The organism is Aliarcobacter butzleri, from assembly GCF_900187115.1.
Classification (GTDB): Bacteria; Campylobacterota; Campylobacteria; order Campylobacterales; family Arcobacteraceae; genus Aliarcobacter; species Aliarcobacter butzleri.
In genome coordinates this window covers 1,589,670-1,603,953 of sequence record NZ_LT906455.1, presented here as the reverse complement: position 1 = coordinate 1,603,953, position 14,284 = coordinate 1,589,670, and the positions used below count along the sequence as shown (strand labels likewise).

The window sequence follows — 14,284 nt, the reverse complement described above, 5'->3', positions numbered from 1 at the left end:
ATGTTAAAAATATTTTTATTTGTATCTTTAATGTTCTGCTCTGTTTTTGCAGAAGTTGATGGACATTTAGATATTGTAAAAAAAGGAATGGTTCTTCCAAAAATTGTGGTTACTATCGCGACTGATAGCCCTGAAAAAGGAACTCTAAGTAAAATTAAAAAAAGTTTGTCTGATGACTTAGGCATTAGTGGACATTTTGATGTTGCTACTTCAACTACTCAATTTTCATATAACGGAATGCCTGATTTAAGTTTAAGAAATCAAGGAATTAGCCTTGTTATAAATTTATCAGCAGAAAGAGAAGCTGGTGGTAACTATACATTAAAAACAAAGCTATATGATCTTAATGCTGTAAATGCATTAAGTGGAAATACTTCTGGGCTTGTTTTAGAAAAAAACTTTACAACTTCATTAGAAGAAAGATTTGTTTTTTTAGCTCATAAATCAGCAATAACAATAAATGATTATTTTAAAGCACCAAGTATTGCTTGGATGGATAAATTTGTTGTTTTTGCAGTATATGATGGACCAAGAAAATCAGATATTATGATTGGTGATTACTCTTTAACATATAAAAAGAAAGTTGTAACTGGTGGTCTTAATATTTTCCCAAAATGGGCAGATAAAGAACAAAAAACTATCTATTATACTTCTTATAACTATGATAAACCAACTTTGGTTAAATTAAATATTTATAATAGAAGTAAAGAAGTTATAATGGATTCAGATGGTATGTTAGCTTGTTCAGATGTAAGTAAAGATGGTTCTAAATTATTAATTACTGCTTCTCCTACTGGACAACCAGATATATTTTTATATGATGTAAATACAAGAACAAAAAAACAAGTTGCTGGTGGTCCTGGATGGATTGATGTTGGTGGACAATTTGTGGAAGATGATAAAGAAATAGTTTTTGTTTCTGATAGATTAGGAAATCCTAATATTTTTAAACAAAGAATTGGTTCAAGTTCTGTAGAAAGAATGGTTTTCCATAGTAAAAATAACTCTTCAGTTACATCAAATGGTAATAACATAATTTTTAGTAGTAAAGATTCTGATAATGAAATGGGTAAAAGTTTTAACTTATACTTAATTTCTACTAGAACTGACAATTTACAAAGATTAACAACTCAAGGAGTAAATCAATTTCCTAAATTTTCTCCAGATGGACAAAGTGTTTTATTTATAAAAACAGTTGGTGATGCAAGTGCGGTTGGTATTATTAGATTAGAATATAATAAATCGTTCTTATTCCCATTAACTGGTAAAAGAATTCAATCTATAGACTGGTAAAATACCTAATACAATTAATGTATTTTTACATTAATTGTATTTATTTCTCAAAATATCTTTTTATTTTTTAATTTATCCCTAATAATCTGCAAAATATAAACAATAATTAAGTTTCACTTTAGTAATATTTCTTGAAAATTTTAATTTCAAGGAAAAAACAATGAAAAAGTTAGGTCTTTATTCTGTATTAGTTTCAGCTTTATTATTTACTACTGGTTGTAGTGAAAAAAATGCTGATGTAGATAACGTAGTTGGTGCAAATGATGCAGCATCTGTTGAGGCTCCAATCCAAGATGGAACTTTATTAGAAAAAGCTTCAAATGGTAACTATTACATGATCAATGGACAAAGAGTTTTAATTGAGCACGTTTATTTTGGTTTTGATAAATACAATTTAACTGCTGACAATAAATCTAAAGCAGTTTCAAATGCATCTAAATTATCAGCTGTAAGTTCTGATACTACTGTTAAAGTATTAGGAAACACTGACGAATGGGGTTCAGATGAGTATAACTATGCATTAGGTTTAAAAAGAGCTAACGCTGTTAAAGATGTATTAGTTGCAAATGGTGTAACTACTAACATTTCTTTAGTTTCTTTAGGTGAGAGTAATCCAGTTTGTACTGAAAAAACAAAAGATTGTTGGGCACAAAACAGAAGAGTTGAGCACGAATTAGAAAAATAATTTGATGAAAAAATATCTTCCTTTACTACTAGTAGTAACTTCATTAACCGTAGCCGAAGAGGTTTCGGTTTATGGGGATTCAAGTGCTTCTTATAACCTTACTTCTACTGAAAAACATATTTTAAAAACACAAACAAGTGTTAGTAATTTATCGTCAAAACTTGATGAAATTAATAGTTTAGTCAATTCAATAAATAGTAGATTAAATGGTTTAGAGTCTACATATGAAGGTGATTCTGCAAGATTAAATTCAAAATTGAATGAATTGCAAAGAAATGGTGTATCTTCAGATTTAGGTTCTAATAATGATTCAACAGCTAATCAATCAGATTTAAATGCTTTAAAAGCTGCTATTACAAAATTAACTGCTCTTGTGAATAAAATAAATTCTGAGTATGTTTCTTCTACAGAGCTAGAAAAAAATATGCAACAATTTGTTACAAGAGAAGAATTTGAGGCAGTAAAAAAAGCTATGGGTGTAAAAACATCTTCGGTAGCTCCTACAAAAACTACAGAAACAAAATCAGCATCAATAGATGATAGTTCTTCTTCAACAGTAAGTATTGGAGAAGTTAAAACAGCTGAAGATAAAGCTAAATTGATGAGTGAAGCAAAAAAAGATTATGATGCAAAGGCTTATACTACCGCAATTCCAAAATATGAAAAACTTATTGAAGTTAATTATAAACCAGCAGAAAATAATTTTTATTTAGGAGAAATGTGGTATAAAAGAAAAAAATATGATACTGCAATAAGTCATTTTAAAAAATCTGCGATGTTAAATGACAAAGCAGCTTATATGCCAACATTATTATTGCACAGCGCTATTTCGTTTGAGAATGTAAAAGATAAAGAAAATGCAAAAAGTTTTTATGGTACTTTAATTGAGCTTTATCCAAACTCTTCTGAAGCAAAAGAAGCAAAAACTAAATTATCTAAATTATAAAATATAAAAGGAAAAAATATTATGTCAAATAAAGTTATAGGTATTGAATATACATTAAAAGATGCAAAAACTGGTGAACATTTAGATTCTAATGTTGGACAAGCTCCATTAGAATTTATTTCTGGAAAAGGGCAAATTATCCCTGGTTTAGAGTCAAAATTAGTTGATATGGCTGCAAATGAAGAAGCAGATGTATTAGTAGAAGCAAAAGACGCTTATGGTGAGTATAATGAAGAAGCTGTTCAAACTTTACCAAAAGAACAATTTGCAGGTATTGAATTAGTTGAAGGTATGTCTTTATATGGTACTGGTGAGCATGGTGAAACTGTACAAGTAGTTGTGAAATCTTTTACAGATTCAGATGTTACAATTGATTATAATCATCCAATGGCTGGAAGAACTTTAATGTTCTCTGTAGCAATTTTAAGTTTAAGAGATGCAACTGAAGAAGAAGTTCAAACTGGTGTTGTTGGTGGAATGGCTGCTATGGGTGGTGGTTGTTGTGGAGGTGGCGGACATAGTCACTCTAATGGAGGTGGTTGTTGTAGTTCAAATGATGACCATGGTCATGACCACGGACACTCTCATGGTGGTTGTGGTTGTCACTAATCTTTTAGTACAAAAACCTTTTCTTTTGCCCAAGTGTATTTATACATTTGGGCAAAACTATTTTTTAGAGTTAAGTTTTTTAGCTTTAAAAAATAGTTTTAAATAAATTTAACAATATGAAGAGGTATTTATTAATGAAAAAAGTTGCTTTTATATTCCCAGGACAAGGAAGTCAAACTGTTGGGATGGGAAAAGATTTTTTTGAAAATAGTCAAATAGCAAAAGATATGATTTCAAATGCAAGTAAAAGATTAAATATTAATTTTGAGAAATTACTATTTGAAGAGAATGAAAATTTAGGAAAAACAGAATTTACTCAACCTGCAATTTTACTTGTTAGTTCAATTGCAAATGCTATTTTTAAAGAAAAATTTGATATTCAACCAGAGTTTGTTTTAGGACATTCATTAGGAGAATTTTCAGCTTTAGTATCTGCTGGAGCAATTGATTATTTAGATGCTATTGAATTAGTTCATAAAAGAGGTTTATTCATGACTGAGGCTTGTAGTGGTGGAAGCGCAGGAATGATGGCATTAGTAGGAATAGATGATGAAACAGTTGAAAAAATTTGTAAAGAGCAAAGAGCAGAAGGAAAACAAGTTTGGCCAGCAAACTATAATATGGATGGTCAACTTGTTCTTGCGGGAGTTAAAGCTGATTTAGAATCTTTAGTTGATACATTTAAAGGTGCAGGAGCAAAAAGAGCAATCGTTTTAGATATGAGTGTTGCATCACATTGTGAATTATTAAGAAGTGCTGTTGAAAATTTAAAACCATATTTACAAGAGTATTTAAATGATGAATTTTTACCAGTTATTTCAAATGTTAGTACAGAAGTTTATACAACAAAAGATGAAGCAATCGAATTATTATCTTCTCAACTTGTAAGTCCTGTAAAATATAAACAATCAGTAAAAGCACATGATAACAAAGTTGATTTATTTATTGAATTTGGAAATGGTGCAGTTTTAAAAGGTTTAAATAAAAAGATTACAGAAAAACCAACTTTAAATGTTTCTGATATGGCAACACTTGAAGCGGTAATTGGTGAATTAAATGACTAAATTAGCGATAATGGGAGCGATGGAAGAGGAAATTGAGCCTCTTTTATCTTATTTTGACAAAATAAATGTTGTAGAGTTTGCTAATAATAAATATTATGAAGTAAATTACAAAGGTCTTGATATTGTAATAGCTTATTCAAAGATTGGAAAAGTACATGCAAGTTTAACAGCTGCAACTATGATTGAAAAGTTTTCTTGTGATACTTTACTTTTTTCAGGAGTTGCTGGGGCTGTTAATCCAAGTTTAAAAATTGGTGATTTGATAATTGCTGATAAACTTTGTCAACATGATTTAGACATTACTGCATTTGGACATCCTAATGGTTATGTTCCTGGAGGAAAAGTTTTTGTTGAAACTACAAGCTCTTTAAGAGACATAGCAAAAAAAGTTGCAACAAAAAGTAATCTAAAAGTTATTGAAGGAACTATTGCAACTGGTGATCAATTTGTTCATTCAAGTGAAAGAAAAGAGTTCATTCAAAATACTTTTAATGCTGATGCTTTAGAAATGGAAGGTGCAAGTGTTGCAGTTGTTTGTGATGCTTTAAATGTACCATTTTTTATTTTAAGAGCAATTTCTGATAGTGCAGATATGGATGCTGGATTTGATTTTGATGAATTTTTAAAATCAAGTGCGAAAAACTCTGCTGATTATTTGATGAAAATTGTAGAAGAATTAATCAAATAAATTTATTAAAAAATAGAGTTGAAATTATATAAATATTTCAACTTTATCTTTTTTGTCTATTTTTTCTTATTTAAAACCCTCTTTTAACACTCTTAGCAATGATAAAGTTTTCTAATAAAAAAAGGAGACAAAATGTTAGCTGAAATAAATACATTTTTAAGTGATCTGATTTGGGGTTCAATATTAATTTATTTACTACCAATATTAGGATTGTTTTTTACAGTAAGTTCTAGATTTGTACAATTTAGATATTTTTTTAAAATGTTTCATATTCTAAGAGAAACAGTTAGAGATAAAGAAGGGCATATTTCTTCATTTCAAGCACTGATGCTTAGTGTCGCTGGACGTGTTGGTGGTGGAAATATTGCTGGTGTTGCTGTTGCTATAACACTTGGTGGTCCAGGTGCTGTTTTTTGGATGTGGGTTATTGCTCTTGTTGGTATGGCTACAAGTTTTTTTGAATGTTCATTGGCTCAATTATATAAAGAAAAAGATGGTATTGATTCTTGTCTTTATAGAGGAGGACCTGCTTATTATGCTACCAAGGCATTAAATCAAAGATGGCTTGGTGTTGTTATTTCTGTTTTACTTTTAATTACTTTTGGTTTTGCATTTAATGCTACTCAATCATTTATTATCTCAACTTCTTTTCAAGCTTCTTTTAATCTTCCTACTTGGATAACGGGATTAGGATTAACTTTAGTTTTTGGTGTTACAATTTTTGGTGGAGTAAGAAGAATTGCTAAAATGTCTGAGGTTATAGTTCCAATTATGGCTTTAGGATATTTATTAATTGCTTTAGTTGTTATAGTTTTAAATATTGATAAAATTCCTTCTTTAATTGTTATGATAGTTACTGAAGCTTTTAATCCAAGTTCTGCTATTGGTGGAGGAATTGGTGCTGTTATTATCCAAGGTGCAAAAAGAGGAATGTTTTCAAATGAAGCGGGACTTGGAAGTGCACCAAATGTTGCAGCAGTTGCTTATGTAGCTCATCCTGTACAACAAGGAATTGTTCAATCTTTTTCAGTATTTATTGATACAATAATTTTATGTTCTTGTACAGCATTTATTATTCTTTTATCAGGTGCATATGTTCCAGGAATTAGTGGTGTTCAAGGAGTTTTATTAACTCAAAATGCATTAATTGAACACATTGGTCCACTTGGTGGAATTTTTGTAACTCTTGCACTATTTTTATTTGGTTTTTCATCTATGATTTATAACTATTATTTAGCTGAAAATAGTTTAAATTTCTTTAGTAAAGGAAATGCAACTGTATTTACTATTTTTAAAACATTATGTATTTTGCTTGTTATTTGGGGTTCTTTCCAAGATTTAAGTTCTATTTTTGCATTCTCTGATTTATCTATGGGATTACTTGCAATTATAAATATGATTGTTATAGCAATATTATATAAACCTGTACTTCAATTAATTAGAGGTTATGAAAGACAATTAAAAGAAGGAAAAGTTCCAGTTCTTAGATACAATGATTATACAGAATTTAATTTTGACAAAGAGACTTGGAAAGAGATAGTTGATAATATCAACGATAAAAAAGATTAAGAGTTATCTCTTAATCTTTTAAGCAATTTTTAGACATCATATAAACTAAAAGATATAAGTAAAGGTTTTTTATGTTTAATAAAGAAGGAATACCATTTTTTATTATAGTTATACCTTTTTTATCTATATTATTCTTGTCTTTTCTTTCAATCTCATACTATTTAAAACTATCAAATGAAACTTATGAAACTGAAATAAATGAGTATAAAAGAATTCATTTACAAAAATTAAGCAATACTGAGATTGTCGATAAAACCTTAGAAATAAAAATAAAATTGCATGAAGAAGAGGAAAAAAAATTTAAAAAATTTTTATTTACTGCAACAGGAGTAATTTTGATTTTTATGATACTTTTTACTTTTCTAATGTTATCAATTATAAGAGATGTAGTTAAAAAATATAAAAAGCAAGTTCAAAATAGAGAAAATGCACTTGAAAGTTTGAATCAGAATTTATCTTTAAAAGTTCAACAAGGAATTGAACAAGCTAAACAAAAAGATAAAAAAATCTTAGAACAAGCAAAATTAGCAAGAATTGGTTCTATGATTAGTATGATTGCTCACCAATGGAGACAAGCTTTAAGTCAATTATCTGGGATTTTGATGGAATTAGAAACTACAACAAGATTTAAAAAAGTTGATAACAATTATATTTTAAATGCTATTGATAAAAGTGATAAAATGATTGAATTTATGTCAAATACAATAGATGATTTTAGAAATTTCTATAAACCAGATAAGAAAAAAGAGGATTTTTATGTTTCTAATGCTTGCAAAAAGGCTATAAATATTATAGATGCAACTTTGGAAAACCTTGGAATAAATCTTATTTTAGATATAAAAGATGATAAAAAAATTTTTGGATATCCAACAGAATTTTCTCAAGTTATTTTAAATATTATAAGTAATGCAAAAGATATTTTGATTGAAAGAAATATAAAAAACCCAAAAATAGAGATAAATATAGAATCAAAAGGTGTTTTATCAATAATTACTATAAAAGATAATGCAGGTGGAATTGAAGAAAAAAATTTAGAACAGATTTTTGACCCATATTATAGTACTAAAGATTTATCAAAGGGAACTGGACTTGGACTTTATATCTCAAAATTAATAATTGAGCGAAATATGGGTGGAGATTTGAGTGTATCAAATAACAACGAAGGTGCTGTTTTTAAAATAGTTGTAGTAGGATAGAAATGAGACCAGAATTAATTGAAGAGTTAAAAAATATATCTATTTTATGTGTTGAAGATGAAGATGGAATAAGACAAACAATTGTAAACACGTTAAATTACTATTTTAAAGATGTTTATGAAGCAACAAATGGAAATGAAGGTTTTGAACTTTATGAGTATTATAAACCAAAAATTGTGATAACAGATATTCAAATGAGAGATGGAAATGGTCTTGAATTAGTTAAACAAATTAGAGAAAATGATACTGAAACAATGATTATTATGTTAACTGCTTATTCAAATGAAGAGTATTTAATGGAATTAATAAATTTAAATATAAATTATTATATTTTAAAACCTTTAAATTTAAAGAAATTATTTGAAGCTTTAGAGAAATATCTTGTAAAATCTTCAAAATTAGTAATGTTATGTGAAGATTTACTTTTTGATTTACAAAAAAGAGAATTGATATATAAAAATAGTGAAATAATTCCTTTAAGAAAAAGAGAAAAGGATTTTTTATATCTTTTATATGAAAGAAAAGGTTCGATTTTAAAATATGAAGACATAGAATTTGAACTTTGGAATGATAAAGAGATGACAACTCATGCATTAAAATCTTTTATAAAAGAATTAAGAGCTAAATTACCAATAAATGTAATCAAGAATATACCTCAAGAAGGGTATACTTTACAGAAATAATAAAAGACACTTTTTACATACTTTTATTTTATAAAATTTTAAAATATATTAATTAAGGATTAACAATGGAAAAGCAATATAGAATTGAAAAAGATTTTCTAGGTGAAAAAGAGATTGAACTTGATAAATATTATGGTGTTCAAACTTTAAGAGCAAAAGAAAATTTTAATATAACTACTCTTGGAATATCTATATTTCCAACTTTTATAATATCTTTAGCAAAAGTAAAAAAAGCTTGCGCTTTAACAAACTATGAGCTAGGTGACCTAACTGATATTCAAAAAAATGCTATTGTTGAAGCTTGCGATAGGATTATTGCAGGTGAGTTTCATGATCAATTTATAGTTGATCCTATTCAAGGTGGAGCTGGAACTTCTACAAATATGAATGCAAATGAAGTAATAGCAAATGTTGCTTTAGAGATTTTGGGTTATCCAAAAAGTTCTTATGACATTATCCATCCAAATAATCATATAAATATGAGCCAATCGACAAATGATGTTTATCCAACAGCAATAAAAATTGCTTTATATGAGTTAATTTTTAAACTTCAAGATAGTCTTAAAATTTTAAGAGATTCTTTTCACGATAAAGCAGTAGAATTTAAAGATATTTTAAAAATGGGAAGAACTCAACTTCAAGATGCTGTTCCTATGACTTTAGGACAAGAATTTAAAACTTATGCAACAATGATAGATGATGATATTTTTAGGCTGTCACGAGCACAAGATATGCTAAAAGAGGTAAATCTAGGAGCAACAGCTATTGGAACTGGTATTAATACAAAGCCAGAATATCAAGAATTAGTTATAAAAAACTTAAGAATAGTTACTGGAACAGAATACTATAAAGCAAATGATATGATAGAAGCTACTCAGGATACGGGTTCTTTTGTACAAATTTCTGGAAGATTTAAATCTATTGCAATAAAAGTTTCAAAAATTTGTAATGATTTAAGACTTTTAAGTTCAGGTCCAAGAGCTGGATTAAATGAGATAAATCTTCCTCCAATGCAACCTGGAAGTTCAATAATGCCAGGAAAAGTAAATCCAGTTATGCCAGAAGTTGTAAATCAAGTTGCTTTTGAAGTAATTGGTGCAGATACAACTATCGCAATAGCTAGTGAACACGGACAACTTCAACTAAATGTTTTTGAACCAATAATTGCATATAAATTATTTATTTCTATAAATATGATGAGAAGAGCATTTGAAAGTTTAGCTGAAAAATGTATCAAAGGAATTACTGCAAATCCTGAAATTTGTATGAATAATGTTTTAAACTCTGCTACTTTAGTAACTTCTTTAAGTCCAATTATTGGATATGAGAAAAGTTCAGCAGTTGCAAAAGAAGCATTAAGAACTGGAAAAAGAGTTTATGATATTTTATTAGAACAAAATCTTTTTACAAAAGAAGAGTTAGATGAACTTTTACAACCAAAAAATATGGTGCAAAACTATGATAAAATCTAAAATAACAGTTTTAAATACAGGTGGAACTTTCAATAAAAGATACAATCCACTAAAAGGAGAACTTGAAGTTCCAAGTGATAATATCGCACTTGATGAGATAATCCAAAGTTGTTTTAATATAGATTTTGAAATCATAAATATCATTTCAAAAGATAGCTTAGAAATAGTAGATGAAGATAGAGATATTTTGGTAGAAACTATAAAAAAACTTGAAAATGAAAATATTATTATAGTTCATGGAACAGATACTATTGATATTACAGCAAAATATTTGAGTGATAGAATAGAAAATAAAAAAATAGTATTAACAGGTGCAATGGTTCCTATGAGTATAAAAAAAGTTGAAGCAACTTTAAACTTTGCACAAGCAATAGGGTTTTTAAATGCTTCAATTCAAAATGGTGTATATATTTCTATGCATGGATGTGTGACAAATTATGCTAAACTTTTAAAAAATAGACAATTAGGACAATTTTTAATAGAGGAATAAATAAGATGAAAGAGTTTTTAGCAGTTTTAAAATCTTGTGGTTATGATGCTTATTTTGTAAAGGATAAAGCGGAAGCTTTATCTTTAGCAAAAAGTTATATTAAGCCAAATATGAGTGTTGGACTTGGTGGAAGTGAAAGTGTAAAAGAGATAGGTTTACTTGACTTTTTATTGGACAATAAAGAGATTACTTTACATAATCAATATGAAGCTGGTATTTCTATGGAAGAGAACATCAAACGAAGAAAACAAGGATTAATTAGTGATATTTTTGTAACAAGCACAAATGCAATTACAAAAGACGGAAAACTTGTAAATGCTGATGGAAGTGGAAATAGGGTAGCAGCACTTTCTTATGGTCCAACAAATGTTTTATTAATCGTTGGAATTAATAAAATAGTTGATTCTTTAGAAGATGGTTTTAAAAGAGTTATGGATGTTGCTGCAACAAAAAATATAGACAGAATGAATAAAAAAGCTATCTCTTTTGGAAAAGAACCAAAATATAACTTAGACAATATTGCACGAAAATTCTCTTGGATAAAAGCTGATGATGAAATAGGAAGAATAATCATCATTTTAGTTGATGAAGAGTTGGGATATTAATACTAATTTTTTTATTTAAAAGTAACATAACTTCTTTTTAGATAAAATGCCCGAAAATTTAACAAACAAAATTTATGGTTTCCCTTTTTTATCGGAAACCAAAAAAAAGGATACAATTTATGGCATTATATACATGTGGACATATTATTCCCGATTCTGATTCAATCTGTTCAGCAATCTCTTTAGCTTACCTTTTAAATAAAATTGGGCGTCCTGCAATTCCAGCACGTCAAGGTGAACCAAATCCAGAAACAAAATTTATTTTAGAAAAATTTGGATTTGAAGCACCACTACTTAAAACATCTTTTGCAGGTGATGAACTATTTATCACTGATTATTCAGATGTTGCTCAAGCTCCACAAGAACTTGATAAAACTATAATTGTTGGAATAGTTGACCATCATAAACTTGGTGACATCACAACTTCTGCTCCATTAGAGTGTTGGATTAGACCAGTTGGGTGTACAAATACAATTGTAAAAGAGATGTATGATTTTCATAAAGTTGAAATTCCTGCAAACATCGCTGGAATTATGATGTGTGCGATTTTATCTGACACAGTAATTTTTAAATCTCCAACATGTACAGAAACAGATATCAAAGCTGTCAGAGAGTTAGCAAAAATCTGTGGAATAGAAGATTTTGGTGCACTTGGAATGGAAATGTTTAGAGTAAAATCAGCAGTTGCAGGAACTCCAATTAGAGAGCTTGTAATGAGAGATTATAAAAACTTTGATATGCACGGAAAAAAAGTAGGTGTTGGACAACTTGAAGTTGTTGATGGAAGTGTTTTTGATGCAATCAAAGATGAATTAATGGCTGATATTAAAAAAGTAAAAGAAGAACAAGGTTTACATACTGTTGCTTTACTTTTAACTGACATTATGAAAGAAGGAAGTGAAGTTTTAGTAACTTCTGATGATACTTCAATTTTTGAAAAAGCATTTAACTGTAAACTTGTAGATAATAAAGTTTGGTTAGATGGTTGTTTATCAAGAAAAAAACAAATTATTCCTTTCTTAGAACCTGCATTCGCTTAAAATTTTACAAAGCCATTAAGGCTTTGTAAGCAAATATAAATTTCTCAATAAAAAACTTGTAGGAGAAAAAAATGAAAAAATACTTAATAGAATTTTTAAAAGATATAGGTATTGAACCTACATTTATTACTGTAAGTTTTATATTTATTGGGATTATTGTTTTAACTGCTATTGTTGTTCATATAATACTTCATAAAATTATTTTAAAGTCTATAAAAAAAGTTGATAGAAAAAGACATAATTTTATAACTCAAAGCTTATTAGAATATAACCTTTTCCAAAGATTAGCGCTCGTATTTCAAGGTTTGGTTGTATATTGGCAAACATCAATTTGGGTAGATAAACAAAGTGTCTTTTATGAAATATTTCAAATATTTTCACTTATTTGGATATCTATTTTTGGGCTTTTATCTTTTTATTCGATAGTTGATAAAAGTTTCAAAACACTTCATAATAAAACAAAAACACCATTTTTTGCTATGCAAAGTGTTATTCAAAGTATAAAACTTATCTTTGGAATAATATGTTTTATATATGTAATTTCTATAATAATGGATAAATCACCAGTTGCAATTTTGAGTGGACTTGGAGCAATGTCTGCTGTTTTAATGTTGGTATTTAAAGATACTATTTTAGGGTTTTCAGCTGGGCTTCAACTTTCAACTAACAAAATGGTTCAAGTTGGAGATTGGATTGAAATGCCAAAATATGGTGCTGATGGAGACATTATAGATATTGGTTTAAATGTTGTAAAGGTTAGAAACTTTGATAAAACGATAACAACAATACCAACTTATGCTTTAGTATCAGATTCTTTTAAAAACTGGCAAGGAATGAGAGAATCAGGTGGAAGAAGAATAAAAAGAGCAGTTTTAATAGATATTAATTCAATATCTTTTTTAAGTGAAGAAGATATAAAAAGATTAGAAAAAGCAAATCTTTTGATACCATATTTACACACTAAACAATCAGAAATAAAAAATTATAACGAATCGCATAATTTTGATTTAAGTGTAGCAATGAATGGTAGAAGACTTACAAATATTGGAACATTAAGAGCATATTTGGTTACATATTTAAAAAATCATCCAAATATAAACAAAGATATGACAATTATGGTAAGACAATTAGCTCCTAATGAATATGGAATACCTTTAGAAATATATTGTTTTACGGCTACAACAGTTTGGATTGATTATGAAAATATTCAAGCAGATATTTTTGATCATGTTTATTCTATATTGAAAGAGTTTGGTATAAAACCATATCAATATGGTTAAGAAAAATTATTAAGTGAAAAAATATATAAAAAAGGGTATTCTTAGGTTCAATTAATTTTTTTTAAAAGGATAATAATATGAAACACGAATTAATGAAATTACCTTATGCAATAGATGCATTAGCACCATGTATGTCACAAGAAACTTTAGAGTTTCACCACGGTAAACACCACCAAACTTATGTAAACAATTTAAATAATTTGATTCCAGGAACTGAGTTTGAAAACTTATCTTTAGAAGATATCGTAAAAAAATCAAGTGGTGGTATTTTTAATAATGCCGCTCAAGTATTTAACCATGATTTTTTCTTTAGTGGTCTAACTCCAAATCAAGGTGCTATTCCAGCTTCTGTTGAAGCAGCTTTAACAAAAGCTTTTGGTTCAGTTGAAAAATTTAAAGAAGAGTTTACAGCTAAAGCTATCGGACAATTTGGTTCAGGTTGGGCTTGGTTAGTAAAAGATGCAAGTGGTGATTTAAAAATCGTTACAACTTCAAATGCAGGCTGTCCTATAACTGAAGGTTTAACTCCAGTTTTAACATGTGATGTTTGGGAACATGCTTACTATATTGATGTTAGAAATGCAAGACCTAAATTCTTAGAAAACTTCTGGCAATTAGTAAACTGGGATTTTGTAGCTAAAAACCTAGGATAGTAAAATATGAA

The 14,284-nt window shown here is 28.2% G+C and carries 15 protein-coding genes; all 15 read left to right on the top strand.

All coding sequences use genetic code 11. The features are described from left to right. On the top strand, positions 1-1,293 hold the full coding sequence (gene tolB, locus CKV87_RS07955) for a Tol-Pal system protein TolB (RefSeq protein ID WP_012147586.1): 1,293 nt from the start codon (positions 1-3) through the stop codon (positions 1,291-1,293). Between the two features lie 160 nt (positions 1,294-1,453). Further along, positions 1,454-1,978, top strand: coding sequence for an OmpA family protein (locus tag CKV87_RS07950; RefSeq protein WP_004509821.1), 525 nt, complete (start codon positions 1,454-1,456; stop codon positions 1,976-1,978). A 4-nt stretch (positions 1,979-1,982) separates the two neighbouring features. Beyond that, complete coding sequence (locus tag CKV87_RS07945; protein WP_041645087.1) at positions 1,983-2,924, top strand: tetratricopeptide repeat protein; 942 nt, start codon at positions 1,983-1,985, stop codon at positions 2,922-2,924. Between the two features lie 21 nt (positions 2,925-2,945). Beyond that, entirely contained in the window at positions 2,946-3,533 is a 588-nt protein-coding gene (locus tag CKV87_RS07940; protein ID WP_012147584.1) for an FKBP-type peptidyl-prolyl cis-trans isomerase, read from the top strand. Positions 3,534-3,667: 134 nt separating this feature from the next. Next, the gene (fabD, locus tag CKV87_RS07935) at positions 3,668-4,597 is read left to right on the top strand and encodes an ACP S-malonyltransferase (protein ID WP_012147583.1); all 930 of its coding nucleotides are present in this window, start codon (positions 3,668-3,670) and stop codon (positions 4,595-4,597) included. Then, positions 4,590-5,285: a 5'-methylthioadenosine/adenosylhomocysteine nucleosidase gene (locus tag CKV87_RS07930; RefSeq protein WP_012147582.1), complete on the top strand. Its 696-nt coding sequence runs from the start codon at positions 4,590-4,592 to the stop codon at positions 5,283-5,285. Before fabD ends, CKV87_RS07930 begins: the two co-directional genes overlap by 8 nt. 132 nt (positions 5,286-5,417) lie before the next feature. After that, a complete protein-coding gene (locus tag CKV87_RS07925) occupies positions 5,418-6,854 on the top strand; it encodes an alanine/glycine:cation symporter family protein (protein WP_012147581.1) in 1,437 nt (478 codons plus the stop codon). 71 nt (positions 6,855-6,925) lie between these two features. Next, positions 6,926-8,050: a sensor histidine kinase gene (locus tag CKV87_RS07920; protein WP_012147580.1), complete on the top strand. Its 1,125-nt coding sequence runs from the start codon at positions 6,926-6,928 to the stop codon at positions 8,048-8,050. Positions 8,051-8,052: 2 nt separating this feature from the next. Next, positions 8,053-8,733: a response regulator transcription factor gene (locus tag CKV87_RS07915; RefSeq protein WP_012147579.1), complete on the top strand. Its 681-nt coding sequence runs from the start codon at positions 8,053-8,055 to the stop codon at positions 8,731-8,733. 65 nt (positions 8,734-8,798) lie between these two features. Continuing rightward, positions 8,799-10,205, top strand: coding sequence for an aspartate ammonia-lyase (gene aspA, locus CKV87_RS07910; RefSeq protein ID WP_012147578.1), 1,407 nt, complete (start codon positions 8,799-8,801; stop codon positions 10,203-10,205). After that, positions 10,192-10,695: an asparaginase domain-containing protein gene (locus tag CKV87_RS07905; protein ID WP_041644969.1), complete on the top strand. Its 504-nt coding sequence runs from the start codon at positions 10,192-10,194 to the stop codon at positions 10,693-10,695. Before aspA ends, CKV87_RS07905 begins: the two co-directional genes overlap by 14 nt. A gap of 5 nt (positions 10,696-10,700) precedes the next feature. After that, positions 10,701-11,300: a lactate utilization protein gene (locus tag CKV87_RS07900; RefSeq protein WP_012013207.1), complete on the top strand. Its 600-nt coding sequence runs from the start codon at positions 10,701-10,703 to the stop codon at positions 11,298-11,300. Positions 11,301-11,419: 119 nt separating this feature from the next. Next, the gene (locus CKV87_RS07895) at positions 11,420-12,340 is read left to right on the top strand and encodes a manganese-dependent inorganic pyrophosphatase (RefSeq protein ID WP_012013206.1); all 921 of its coding nucleotides are present in this window, start codon (positions 11,420-11,422) and stop codon (positions 12,338-12,340) included. 71 nt (positions 12,341-12,411) lie between these two features. Beyond that, positions 12,412-13,620 (top strand): mechanosensitive ion channel family protein, encoded by a 1,209-nt coding sequence (locus CKV87_RS07890; protein ID WP_012013205.1) that lies wholly within the window; start codon positions 12,412-12,414, stop codon positions 13,618-13,620. Between the two features lie 77 nt (positions 13,621-13,697). Beyond that, positions 13,698-14,273 carry a superoxide dismutase gene (locus CKV87_RS07885; protein WP_012013204.1) on the top strand — a complete coding sequence of 192 codons (576 nt, stop codon included), beginning with the start codon at positions 13,698-13,700 and terminating at the stop codon, positions 14,271-14,273. Positions 14,274-14,284 lie beyond the last annotated feature (11 nt).

Excerpts from the sequence above, each read along its gene's own strand:
- tolB (WP_012147586.1), top strand. The coding sequence starts at position 1 with ATGTTAAAAATATTTTTATTTGTATCTTTAATGTTCTGCTCTGTTTTT.
- CKV87_RS07950 (WP_004509821.1), top strand. The coding sequence starts at position 1,454 with ATGAAAAAGTTAGGTCTTTATTCTGTATTAGTTTCAGCTTTATTATTT.
- CKV87_RS07945 (WP_041645087.1), top strand. The coding sequence starts at position 1,983 with ATGAAAAAATATCTTCCTTTACTACTAGTAGTAACTTCATTAACCGTA.
- CKV87_RS07940 (WP_012147584.1), top strand. The coding sequence starts at position 2,946 with ATGTCAAATAAAGTTATAGGTATTGAATATACATTAAAAGATGCAAAA.
- fabD (WP_012147583.1), top strand. The coding sequence starts at position 3,668 with ATGAAAAAAGTTGCTTTTATATTCCCAGGACAAGGAAGTCAAACTGTT.
- CKV87_RS07930 (WP_012147582.1), top strand. The coding sequence starts at position 4,590 with ATGACTAAATTAGCGATAATGGGAGCGATGGAAGAGGAAATTGAGCCT.
- CKV87_RS07925 (WP_012147581.1), top strand. The coding sequence starts at position 5,418 with ATGTTAGCTGAAATAAATACATTTTTAAGTGATCTGATTTGGGGTTCA.
- CKV87_RS07920 (WP_012147580.1), top strand. The coding sequence starts at position 6,926 with ATGTTTAATAAAGAAGGAATACCATTTTTTATTATAGTTATACCTTTT.
- CKV87_RS07915 (WP_012147579.1), top strand. The coding sequence starts at position 8,053 with ATGAGACCAGAATTAATTGAAGAGTTAAAAAATATATCTATTTTATGT.
- aspA (WP_012147578.1), top strand. The coding sequence starts at position 8,799 with ATGGAAAAGCAATATAGAATTGAAAAAGATTTTCTAGGTGAAAAAGAG.
- CKV87_RS07905 (WP_041644969.1), top strand. The coding sequence starts at position 10,192 with ATGATAAAATCTAAAATAACAGTTTTAAATACAGGTGGAACTTTCAAT.
- CKV87_RS07900 (WP_012013207.1), top strand. The coding sequence starts at position 10,701 with ATGAAAGAGTTTTTAGCAGTTTTAAAATCTTGTGGTTATGATGCTTAT.
- CKV87_RS07895 (WP_012013206.1), top strand. The coding sequence starts at position 11,420 with ATGGCATTATATACATGTGGACATATTATTCCCGATTCTGATTCAATC.
- CKV87_RS07890 (WP_012013205.1), top strand. The coding sequence starts at position 12,412 with ATGAAAAAATACTTAATAGAATTTTTAAAAGATATAGGTATTGAACCT.
- CKV87_RS07885 (WP_012013204.1), top strand. The coding sequence starts at position 13,698 with ATGAAACACGAATTAATGAAATTACCTTATGCAATAGATGCATTAGCA.